The sequence below is a fragment of the Kitasatospora sp. NPDC059973 genome, from assembly GCF_042737525.1.
GTDB lineage: Bacteria > Actinomycetota > Actinomycetes > Streptomycetales > Streptomycetaceae > Kitasatospora.
In genome coordinates this window covers 18,686-28,445 of record NZ_JBHWUI010000110.1, presented here as the reverse complement: position 1 = coordinate 28,445, position 9,760 = coordinate 18,686, and the positions used below count along the sequence as shown (strand labels likewise).

Here is a 9,760-nt window from a genome sequence, read left to right as displayed (position 1 = left end):
CGGCATCCGTCACGTCAAAACGCGCCACAGCACGGAGTTCTACCAGAGACACCAGCCCACCATCGAACCGCAGCAAGATCCGAACCTTGAACAGCCCCTAGGCGGGGTCCGCGCGGAGGTCCACCCGCCAGTCGTTGCTGCGCATGGGGCGCCCGGGCGGGAACTCGAAGGCGGTCTCGCCGAGGAGGGTGAAGCCGGCCTTGCGGCAGACGGCGTTCGAGGCGGGGTTGGCCACGTCGGGGAAGGCGTGCAGATGGGGGTGGCGGGCCTCGCGGCGGGCCGCAGCGACGGCGGCCCTGCTGGCGGCCACCGCGATGCCCCGGCCCTGGTGGGCGGGCAGGACGTTCCAGCCCATCTCGTGGACGGTCGCGCCCTGCCACGTCCGGGTGCCGTAGCCGACGGTGCCGACCGGCTCGCCGCCGGGGAGCAGCACGATGCGGTACATGCAGCCGACGCCGGAGGGGACGAAGTCGAGGTAGCGGCGGTGCCGGTGGAGGAGTTGCCGCTCCGTCTCCGGGCCGCCGACGTGCCGCTTCATCGCGGGGGTGTTGACCTGGCGGAGCAGCGCCAGATCGGCGTCCGTCCAGGGCTCGATCCGTATCCGTGCGGCGGCCGCCCGAGTGCTCTCCATCCACGGACGGTAGCCGCCGCCGGGCCCGCTCGTCACCCGACTATTCGGGCCCGGTCCGCTGCTCGGGCGCACCCGGGTCGGCCAGCGCGCGGGCGAGCCGGTCGAGGGCGGGGAGCGCCTGCATGACGGCCTCGCGGTCGGCTGCGGTCAGGGTGGCGAGGGCGGTGGCGATGCGGCGCTCGTGGGCGTGCCGCCAGTCGTCCAGCTGGCGCAGACCCGCCGGGGTGAGCGCGATCCGGGCGGTGCGGCGGTCGCCGGGATCGGCCTGGCGGTCGACGAAGCCGGCCTCCAGCAGCTTGCCGACCAGGCCGCTGACGGTGTTCGGGGCCAGCCGCTGGCGGGCGGCGAGTTCGCCGACCCGCAGCGGCGCGGCGGCGAGCGTCTGGAGGAGTTCGACCTGCGCCATCGGCAGGGACTCCCACGGGTACTCGGTGCGGATGCTGCTGCGCAGGGCGCGGCGCAGCCGAGTGACCACGTCGGTCAGCCGCCGGGCGCGTTCGATCGCCGGAGCGGGGAGCTCCGCCGGGACCCCGGGGGCGGCCTGGGTGTCGGCAGGCGCGGCGGCGGGGTCGGGAACGGGGGGTGACGACGGCATGGCGGACAGCGTAGCGCCTGGTGGCGGCCGCGCCGTCGGCCCGATCACCTGCCGAGAAGGGGTCGATCGCCCACTCCCCGCCGCCCGCCGACCGGCCACCCCGGCCGCCCGCCCCCGACCGCCCGCCGGAGGCCGCAGCCTCCGGTCGCGTACCGTCTCGACACCGGGCCGACGCCCATCGGCGACCGAACAGCTCGTAGAAGGAACATATCTGCGTCCGATATATTTTGCCGTATGAACGCCGCCGCCCTCGCCACCAGGCTGCTCGCCGAGCGCCCCCGGCCGCGCGGCATCGCCGGGTGGCGGCACGCCCACTGGCTGGCCGTCGGCACCGTCTGCCTCGGGGCGTTCCTCGGCCAGCTCACCGCCGGCATCACCGCCCTGGTGCTGCCCGCGCTCGGCGGGCACTTCCGGGCCGGCTTCGCCGCGGTGGAATGGGTCGCGCTGGCCTATCTGCTGGTGCTGGTGGCCCTGCTGGCCCCGGTCGGCCGGCTCTCCGACCTGGTCGGGCGCAAGACGATGTACCTCGGCGGCTTCGCCGTCTTCGCACTGGCCTCGCTCGGCGCGGGGTTCGCCGGCGGCCTCTGGATCCTGGTGGCCTGCCGGGCCGTGCAGGCGGTCGGCGGCGCGATGATGCAGGCCAACAGCGTCGCCCTGGTGGCCCGCGGCGTCCCCGGCCACGCGATGCGCCGGGCGCTGGGCATCCAGGCGGCCGCCCAGGGCCTCGGCCTGGCGCTCGGGCCCAGCCTCGGCGGGCTGCTGGTCGAACACGCCTCCTGGCGCTGGGTGTTCTGGATCAATGTGCCGATCGGACTGTTCGGCATCCTGGCGGGCTGGTTCCTGCTGCCCCGCACCCGCGCCCGGGCGTGGGTCCCCGGTGTCGCCGACGGCGACGGGGGTGGGGGCGGGGGCCTTACCGGGGGCGGCCGGTTCGACCTGTCCGGGCTGCTGCTGCTCACCGGAGCCAGCACCGCGCTGCTGCTCGCCCTCTCCACCGCCTCCGGCCTGCCCCTGCCCGGGTGGGCCGCGGCGGCCCTGCTGCTCGCCTCGGCGCTGCTCACCCTCGGCCTGGTCCGCCAGGAGCGGCGGGCCGCCCGGCCGATCCTGGCGCCGGGGCTGGTCAACACCCCGGGCGTGCGGCCCGGGCTGGCCGTCGCGCTGATCGGCTATCTGCTGCTGTTCTGCCCGCTGGTGCTCGGCCCGGTGCTGCTCGCCGGGGCGGGCGTCCCGGTGGTCCGGGCCGGTCTGGTGATCACCCTGCTCCCGGCCGCCTTCGCGCTCGCCGCGACCGTCGGCGGCGCGCTGCTGCCGCGGGGCTGGTCGGACGTCGACCGCTGCCGGTGGGGCGCCGCCGTCGCGGGCGCCGGGCTGCTGCTGCTCGCGCTGCTGCCGGTGGGGGCGGCGACGGCGGCGGGCCCGCTGCTGGTCGCCGGGTACGGGCTGGGGCTGCTGCTGCCGGCCAACAACGCGCTGGTGATGCGGGCGATCCCGCCGCAGTGCTCGGCGGTCGGCGGCGGCATGGTCAACATGGCCCGCAGCCTGGGGACGGCGCTCGGCACCGCGCTGCCCGTCCTCGGTGTCCACCTGGCGGGCGCGGCGTCCGGCGGGCGGACGGTCCTGCTCGCGCTCGCCGCCGTGGCCGTCCTCGCGGTGGCGCTTGTCCGCCCGGCCGGGCGGACGCCGGGGCGGCCGGAGCCGGGCGGGGCCTGACCGGTGGCGCCGCGGAGGACGCCCGGGGCGCCGGCCCCGGTGGCCCGTCACCCCTCGGCCCGGGCCTTGAGGTGGTGCAGCCAGGCGTCCAGCGAGGCGTCCAGCGCCGCCTGGAGTTCCGGCCGGGCGGCCTCCACCGGTGCCCCGGCCCAGGACTCCTCGGTGTGGACGCGCACGCCGTCCCGGACCGGGGTGAAGGTCCAGACGTGCACGGCGGTGATCCCCTGGGCCGGGCCGCCCCAGACGATCCGGTGCGGCGGGCGCACCTCCCGGACGGTGGAGGTGATGTCGCTCAGGCCGTGCACCGACCAGCGGAACACCGAGCCGGTGCGCAGCGGGCCGGGAGTCAGCCACTCGGTGCGGGTGACGTCGGGCTGCCAGGTCGGCCAGGCCCCGATGTCCGTCTGGATCCGCCAGATCCGTTCCAGCGGCGCGTGGATGACGATGTCGTCGCGGGTGATCACCGGGGCCCGGTGATCGATCCGGACGGCGGGCTGCTGCCCGCCGCCTCCGCAGAGCCCGGTGACGACGGCGACGGGCAGGGCGGCGGCCCTGGCGGCGAGGGTGGTGAACACGGTGGGTCTCCTGGTCTGGTGGCCTGAGGGGGATGCATGGGGGGATGCCCGGGGGCGATCGGGCGGGGCCGTGCCTACGGGACGAGGACGACCTTCCCGGCGACGGTGCCGGACTCCGCCAGGCGCATCGCCTCGGCGGCGCGTGCCAGCGGCAGCTCGGCGGCGATCCGGGCCGTGATCTCGCCCCGGTGCAGGGCCGCGAACACCTGGGAGAGGTCGGCGCGCAGGCGGGCCCGGAACCGGTTCGGGGCGAACGCGCGGCCGGCCCAGACGTTGAAGAAGTAGGCGTGGCGCCCGTTGGGCAGCAGGTTCCACAGCCACACCCGGCCGAGCAGCGCGAGCACGGGCAGCTGCTTCGAGCCCTCGGCGTCGCGGGTGGCGGCGCTGCCGTAGGAGACGAGCGTGCCGCCGGGGGCGAGCAGCCGCCAGGAGTCGGTGATGCCGCGGCCGCCGACGTGGTCGAACACGGCGTCCACGCCGCCCGGGGCCAGCTCCCGGACCCGGGCGGGGACGTCCTCGCGGCGGTAGTCCACGGGCGTGACGCCGAGGGCCCGCAGGGCGTCGTGGTGGCGGCCCGAGGCGGTGCCGATCACCCGGGCGCCGGCGCCGAGCGCCAGCTGGACCAGCACCGAGCCGACCCCGCCGTTGGCGCCGTGGACCAGGACGGTCTGACCGGCCCGCACCCGGGCCTTGCGGTGCAGCATCTGCCAGGCGGTCAGGCCGTTGACGACCGCGGTCTCGGCCTCCGCCGCGCCGACGCCGTCCGGCACCTCGACGAGGTCCGCGGCGTCCAGCGCGACGTGGCTCGCCCAGCCGCCGGTCTTGGTCATGGCGGCGACCCGACGGCCGACCAGCTCGGGCCCGACGCCGGGGCCGGCCGCCAGGACCGTACCGACCAGGTCGTACCCGGGGACGAAGGGGAACGCCGGCTGGTCGTAGTAACGGCCGCGCCGCATCTGCTGCTCGGCGAACGAGACCCCGGTGGCCTCCACCCCGACCAGGACCTGACCGGCGGCGGGCACCGGGAGCGGCAGCCCCGAACGGACCTCCAGGCCCTCCGGCTCGACCTTGCCCGGCAGGACGACCTCGACGTACTCGGTGGCAACCATGATGATCTCCTCTGTGTTTGATGCTCTCGCTTCCGTTAGAAGCTATAACTAGAATGAATGCCGCCGAGGATCGTGTCAAGCGAGCGAATCCATCGATCGTGAGCGCCTCTGCCGTGAGTGATACCGTCTAACCCATGCTGCGGTCCCCGTACCCGGCGGGCGGCCGGGGCGGGCGAGCGGGCAGGACGGCAGGGGCGGGCGGCCGGGTACGGCGACGGACCGATCCCGGGGCGGACCGATCCACGGACGGGCGGATCCCGGGGCGAGCGGAAGAAGGAGACGGACATGGCCGACAAGACGCCGACCCCACGCGAGCGGTACCGGCAGCAGGTCCGCGCGGAGGTCAAGGAACGGGCCTGGGAGCAGATCGCCGGGGTGGGCGCGTCCGCGCTCTCACTGAACGCGATCGCCAAGCAGATGGGCCTGAGCGGACCCGCGCTGTACCGGTACTTCGCCAACCGCGACGAGCTGATCACGGAACTCGTCCGGGACGCCTACCGCAGCCTCGCCGACGCCCTGCTGGCCACCGGCTCCGCCGGGGGCACCCACCCGGCGGACCTGCTGGAGCTGACCCGGACCCTGCGCCGCTGGGCGCTGGCCGACCCGCACCGCTACTTCCTCGTCTACGGCACCCCGGTCCCGGGCTACCACGCTCCCGAGGACACCACCGTGATCGCATCGGAGATCATGTCGACCCTGCTCGACGCCTGTGTCGCCGCCGGTCCGGGGCCGGAGCCGGCGGGGCCGGCCGCCGCGCTCGACGCCCACCTGGAGCACCACCGCCCCTGGGCCGCCGGACACCCCGGCGCCCGCCCGGCCGAGCTGCGCCGCGCGCTCGCCTTCTGGACCCGCCTGCACGGCACGCTCTCGCTGGAACTGGCGGGCCACTTCACCGGGATGGACCTCGACCCGGAGCTGCTCTACGCCGCCGAGGTGGCCTCCCTCACCTCGTGACGCCCGCCCACCGGGCGGCCCCGTCCGATGGGAGAGAGGGCCGGGGATGAGACGGCCGGGGCTGAGAGGGCCGGGGATGAGAGGGCCGGGTGCTGCGGGTCGATCAGGACGCGGGCACACCAGGGGTGGCGCCGCGCTCGGTGAGCATGTCGGTGATCAGCTGGATCTCCGAGGTCTGCCCGACCACCATCGACTGGGCGAGCCGCTTCTCGGTCTCGTTCTTCGCCAGGTCGACGTAGCCCTGGGCCATCTCCACCCCGCCCTTGTGGTGCTCCAGCATCAGCTGCAGGTAGAGCACCTCGGCGTCCCGCCCGCTGAGCGAGCCCAGCTTGGCGAGCTGGGTGTTGGTGGCCATGCCGGGCATCAGCGAACCGTCGTGCGCCGCGTAGTCGTGGCCCATCTTCATCCAGGCCATCGGCTTGGCCGCCGCGTGCTGCGGGAGCCCCCACTGGTCGAGCCAGCCCATCATCATCCCGCGCTGGTTCGCCTGGGTGTTGATGATGTCGAAGGCGAGGGTGCGCACCGACGCGTCGCCGGTCCGGTCCCGGACGATGAACGACAGGTCCACGGCCTGCTGGTGGTGGGTCGCCATGTCACGGGCGAACCCGGCCTCGGGCGAGTCGTCCGCCGGGGCCGCGATCGAGGACGAGCCGGACGCCGACGTCCCGCTCGCCACCAGCGCGGGGACCCCGAGCGCGAGGGCGAGCGCGGCGGCCAGCGCCGCCGGCCACCAGAGCCGCTTGCGGCCGGGCCGGGGCGCCGCGTCCGGGGTGTCGTCCAGGGCGTCGCCGTGGCCGGTGTCCCGGCCCTCGTCGTGCGCCCCGGACACCGCCGCGTCGGCGGTCACATCGCCCCCATGGTGCAGGACGCGCCCGGCTCCTGGGTCTGCTTGCCCTGCACGTACTTGGTGAAGAACTCGCCCACCCGCGGGTCACTGGCGCTGTCCACGACCAGCTGGGTGCTCCAGGCGCTGAGGGTGATGGTGCCCTTCTCGTCCGGGTACGGGCTCATCAGCGAGTACGGGGTGGCCTTGACCTTGTCGGAGAGGGTCTTGATGTCGTCCGGCGTGGCCTTGCCGTTGTAGGTCACCCAGACCGCGCCGTGCTCCAGCGAGTGGACGGCGCGCTCGTTCTCGACCGGCTGGTCGTAGACGTGGCCCATGCAGTCCAGCCAGATCGCGTTGTGGTCGCCGCCGACCGGCGGGGTCTGCGGGTAGGTGACCTTCTCCTTGACGTGGTTGCGGCTCAGGTCGCCGAAGGTCTGGACGCCGTCGATCGGCGCGGCGGCCGCGGTCTCCTTGGCCTTCTTGTCGTTGTTGGCGTCGACCACGATCCAGGTGCCGGTGGCGATCGCGGCGATCACCAGGGTCCCGGCGACCACCGAGGCGATGATCTTGTTGCGACGGTCGCGGCGCTGCTCGGCGGCGCGCAGCTCGGCTATCCGGGCACGACGGTCGAGACCGGCCTGCTTGCCGCTCGGCTTGTTGGACTGCTTCGAGGCGGAACCCATGAGGTGTCCTTGTCCCCGCCGCGCGCTTCGGGCGCGGCGGTCAGATGAGAGGGCGGAGGGGCGGATCCGTCGGTGCCGTCCCGGCCGGCGTCCGTTCGGACGGGCGGGGGGAGGACCGGCGGTGGGTTCCGCTCAGGACCGGTGAACTTGGAGCTCGTGCAGGTCGGGTGCCGGGCGCGGACCGTCCGGGAGCCCGCGGGGAAGCATCCGGGGCCGGGCCCCGGGAGTCTCCGGGCGGGGCGTCAGGGCGGGCTGCTGCTGGGGCGGCGGATTGGGCAGCTGGGCGTCCTGGGCGCAGTACGGGTGACCGGAGCAGCCGTTGTCGCGGTGCGGCGGCTCGCCGTCGGCGGAGCACCACGTCCGGTGCCGCTTCTGCTCGGCGAGCCGGTCGGCGAGCGTGCCGGTCGGACCGGTGCGCGGGGCTCCGGCCTGCCGGGACGCGTGCTCCGCCGCCGGCGTCCGCGGTGCTTCGGCGGTCGACGGTGTCCCGGGGGTCGGAGGTGTCCCGGCGGTCCGCGGTGTCCCCGTCGTCGGGGCGGCCGCGAGGGCCGGGCCGGCGACGCCGTCCGGAACGGACGCGGGGGCGGACCGGTCCACCGAGACCGCCTGGGCCTGGCCCGCGCACGGGAGCGCCGCCAGCAGCCCGACCAGCAGGAGGAACCACAGGGCGCCCACCGGGCGGCCCGCGAACGCGGTCCTCCCCGGTCGGAGCGATCTGGGGGCCGACGCGGTCATGCGCACATTTAATCAGCCGAACGGGTGAAGCGATGCCCCTCCTCGGCCCCCATTTTCGGCCCCCGAACCTCCTGAATACCCCGGAAACGCCCTGCTCGGGGCAGTTCCGGCAAGCGTGGACGGAACGGAAACGAAACATGGGGCGAACCCGGTCATCGGGATCATCCGATCAGTGTGCGGTTGTCGCCGAAACCCGGACACCGTCGTTGCACTCGGAGACAATGACGTCGAGTCCGGCCCCGCCGGGGGCGGCGCGACCACGGACCGACCAGGAGCCGCCAGATGAGCAAAAAGGGTGCACCCGCACAGCAGCCCCGACCGGACGACGGTTGGTGGGAAACGGTCTACGAAGGGCCGGCGGGCACCCTCCCCGACACTCCGGACGCGGTACCGGGGGAGGGCAGCGTCGACGACTGGTTCGACACGGCGGCCGGGCTGATCGGCCAGCAGCGGACGGGCGGGCCGGAGGGCGAGGCGAAGCCCGCGGTGGCGCCCGGGGTGGCGGAACCGGAGGCGTCGGCGCCCGAGGCGTCGGCCTCCGAGGCGTCGGCGCCCGAGGCGTCGGAGCGGGCCGTGCCGGAGCCCGGGCCGCTGGAGCGAGACAGCATCGACGACTGGTTCGACACCGCGGTCGGGGTGATCGGGCAGCAGCGCGGGCCGGAGGAGACGCACCGGTTCCCGGCCCCGGCCTGGGCGGCCGCGCCCGAGGCGGAGGCAGAGGCAGGGCCCGAGCCGGAGCCGGAGCTGGGTCCGGAGGCGGTGGAGGGGCTCGTTCTCCGGAAGGACCCGGAGCCGGCACCGGAGCCGAACCCCGTGGTGGAGCCAGAGCCAGAGCCCGAGCCCGAGCCCGAGCCGGCGGCTGCCGGCCCTGAGCCCGAGCCCGAGCCCGAACCCGCCCCTGCGCCCGAGGGCCCCTCTGTGTCCGACCCCGTCGCCCCGGCTGCGGCGGTGGCTGTCGCCCGCCCCGCCGCCCGGTCGGTGCTCGCCGACGCCGGGCCCGCCGTCCCGCACGTCGGCGAGCGCCCGCCCACGTACGGGCCCGAGCCGACCGCCGTACCGGAGGCCGACCCGGGCTCGCTCGGCGCCGTGGTGCCGGACACCGTGCTGGAGGGGGCCCAGTACGCCACCGCCACCGTGCGCGCCGTCTCGGTCCGCGGCGACTCCGCCCGCTACCGCGGCGAGCCCCGCCGGGACGCGCTGCTGGTGACCAGGTTCGGCGAGGGCACGGACGGCCTGCTGCTCGCGGTGCTCGGCGGCTTCGACCGCACGGGCGCGGGCTCCGCCGAGGCGCTTGCCGACATCGCCGACGTCGCCCCGGAGGCGGTCGCGACGGCTTCCGCCGAGGCGTGCCGCCAGCTCGCCGCCGCGATCGGCCGCAGCCGGGCCGGCCTCGCCGCCGACCTGCGCGACGGCGCGCGGGACCGCCTCCGCTACGGCCTCCAACGGCTCGCGACGGCCGCCGCCGCCCCGCTGCGCGGCCTGGCCCCCCGGGCAGCCGGCGAGGACCCGGTCTTCCCGGCCTCGCTGCACTGCCTGCTGCTCTCGCTCGACCCGGCGGCCTCCTACCGGGCGGCCTTCGGGGTCGGCCCGGGCGGGCTCTACCTGCTGCGCTCCGGTCACTGGATCGACGCCTACGCGGCCCGGCTGCTGCACCACCCGGACGGTCAGCCCCCGCTGCCGGACGGTCCGGCGCCGGACCCCCGCCCGTTCCGGTTCAGGATGGTCCCGGCCACTCCGGGCGACATCCTGCTGCTCTGCACCCCGGGACTGGCCCGGCCGATCGCCGACGAGCCGGCCGTCGCGCACTTCCTCGCCGCCCACTGGGCACACCCCCACCCGCCGGGCACCGTGGACTTCCTGCGCCAGGTCCAGGTCCGTGCCAAGGGGTACGCCGACGACCGCACGGCGGCCGCGATCTGGACGGAGTGACGCTGCCGGAGTC

At 75.6% G+C, this 9,760-nt stretch carries 10 protein-coding genes; 3 read left to right on the top strand and 7 right to left on the bottom strand.

Annotation, left to right across the window (positions count from 1 at the left end; all coding sequences use genetic code 11):
• Nucleotides 1–97: 97 nt before the first annotated feature.
• Nucleotides 98–631, bottom strand: a complete 534-nt coding sequence (locus ACFWA9_RS26575) for a GNAT family N-acetyltransferase (RefSeq protein ID WP_380390239.1) — start codon at nucleotides 629–631, stop codon at nucleotides 98–100.
• A gap of 40 nt (nucleotides 632–671) precedes the next feature.
• The gene (locus tag ACFWA9_RS26570) at nucleotides 672–1,226 is read right to left on the bottom strand and encodes a MarR family winged helix-turn-helix transcriptional regulator (RefSeq protein ID WP_380390237.1); all 555 of its coding nucleotides are present in this window, start codon (nucleotides 1,224–1,226) and stop codon (nucleotides 672–674) included.
• A gap of 234 nt (nucleotides 1,227–1,460) precedes the next feature.
• On the opposite strand from ACFWA9_RS26570, the gene ACFWA9_RS26565 reads away from it, so the two are divergent.
• Nucleotides 1,461–2,936 (top strand): MFS transporter, encoded by a 1,476-nt coding sequence (locus ACFWA9_RS26565; protein WP_380390235.1) that lies wholly within the window; start codon nucleotides 1,461–1,463, stop codon nucleotides 2,934–2,936.
• Between the two features lie 47 nt (nucleotides 2,937–2,983).
• Here ACFWA9_RS26565 and ACFWA9_RS26560 read toward each other — a convergent pair whose 3' ends face one another.
• Entirely contained in the window at nucleotides 2,984–3,511 is a 528-nt protein-coding gene (locus tag ACFWA9_RS26560; protein ID WP_352290334.1) for an SRPBCC family protein, read from the bottom strand.
• A gap of 74 nt (nucleotides 3,512–3,585) precedes the next feature.
• Entirely contained in the window at nucleotides 3,586–4,620 is a 1,035-nt protein-coding gene (locus ACFWA9_RS26555; protein WP_380390233.1) for a medium chain dehydrogenase/reductase family protein, read from the bottom strand.
• A gap of 285 nt (nucleotides 4,621–4,905) precedes the next feature.
• On the opposite strand from ACFWA9_RS26555, the gene ACFWA9_RS26550 reads away from it, so the two are divergent.
• Nucleotides 4,906–5,574, top strand: coding sequence for a TetR/AcrR family transcriptional regulator (locus ACFWA9_RS26550; RefSeq protein WP_380390231.1), 669 nt, complete (start codon nucleotides 4,906–4,908; stop codon nucleotides 5,572–5,574).
• 103 nt (nucleotides 5,575–5,677) lie between these two features.
• Here ACFWA9_RS26550 and ACFWA9_RS26545 read toward each other — a convergent pair whose 3' ends face one another.
• The 3 genes from ACFWA9_RS26545 to ACFWA9_RS26535 all read right to left on the bottom strand — a co-directional run bounded on the left by ACFWA9_RS26545 (nucleotide 5,678) and on the right by ACFWA9_RS26535 (nucleotide 7,818).
• The gene (locus ACFWA9_RS26545; RefSeq protein WP_380390243.1) at nucleotides 5,678–6,355 is read right to left on the bottom strand and encodes a DUF305 domain-containing protein; all 678 of its coding nucleotides are present in this window, start codon (nucleotides 6,353–6,355) and stop codon (nucleotides 5,678–5,680) included.
• A gap of 62 nt (nucleotides 6,356–6,417) precedes the next feature.
• Nucleotides 6,418–7,083 carry a DUF3105 domain-containing protein gene (locus tag ACFWA9_RS26540; RefSeq protein WP_352290346.1) on the bottom strand — a complete coding sequence of 222 codons (666 nt, stop codon included), beginning with the start codon at nucleotides 7,081–7,083 and terminating at the stop codon, nucleotides 6,418–6,420.
• A gap of 132 nt (nucleotides 7,084–7,215) precedes the next feature.
• On the bottom strand, nucleotides 7,216–7,818 hold the full coding sequence (locus ACFWA9_RS26535) for a hypothetical protein (protein WP_380390229.1): 603 nt from the start codon (nucleotides 7,816–7,818) through the stop codon (nucleotides 7,216–7,218).
• 282 nt (nucleotides 7,819–8,100) lie between these two features.
• Between ACFWA9_RS26535 and ACFWA9_RS26530 the strand changes: the two genes are divergently transcribed.
• Nucleotides 8,101–9,747, top strand: a complete 1,647-nt coding sequence (locus tag ACFWA9_RS26530) for a hypothetical protein (protein WP_380390227.1) — start codon at nucleotides 8,101–8,103, stop codon at nucleotides 9,745–9,747.
• Nucleotides 9,748–9,760: the final 13 nt, after the last annotated feature.

What these genes read in the sequence shown, in the direction of transcription:
- ACFWA9_RS26575 (WP_380390239.1), bottom strand. Translation starts at nt 631, where the DNA reads ATGGAGAGCACTCGGGCGGCCGCCGCACGGATACGGATCGAGCCCTGG.
- ACFWA9_RS26565 (WP_380390235.1), top strand. Translation starts at nt 1,461, where the DNA reads ATGAACGCCGCCGCCCTCGCCACCAGGCTGCTCGCCGAGCGCCCCCGG.
- ACFWA9_RS26555 (WP_380390233.1), bottom strand. Translation starts at nt 4,620, where the DNA reads ATGGTTGCCACCGAGTACGTCGAGGTCGTCCTGCCGGGCAAGGTCGAG.
- ACFWA9_RS26570 (WP_380390237.1), bottom strand. Translation starts at nt 1,226, where the DNA reads ATGCCGTCGTCACCCCCCGTTCCCGACCCCGCCGCCGCGCCTGCCGAC.
- ACFWA9_RS26535 (WP_380390229.1), bottom strand. Translation starts at nt 7,818, where the DNA reads ATGACCGCGTCGGCCCCCAGATCGCTCCGACCGGGGAGGACCGCGTTC.
- ACFWA9_RS26530 (WP_380390227.1), top strand. Translation starts at nt 8,101, where the DNA reads ATGAGCAAAAAGGGTGCACCCGCACAGCAGCCCCGACCGGACGACGGT.
- ACFWA9_RS26540 (WP_352290346.1), bottom strand. Translation starts at nt 7,083, where the DNA reads ATGGGTTCCGCCTCGAAGCAGTCCAACAAGCCGAGCGGCAAGCAGGCC.
- ACFWA9_RS26550 (WP_380390231.1), top strand. Translation starts at nt 4,906, where the DNA reads ATGGCCGACAAGACGCCGACCCCACGCGAGCGGTACCGGCAGCAGGTC.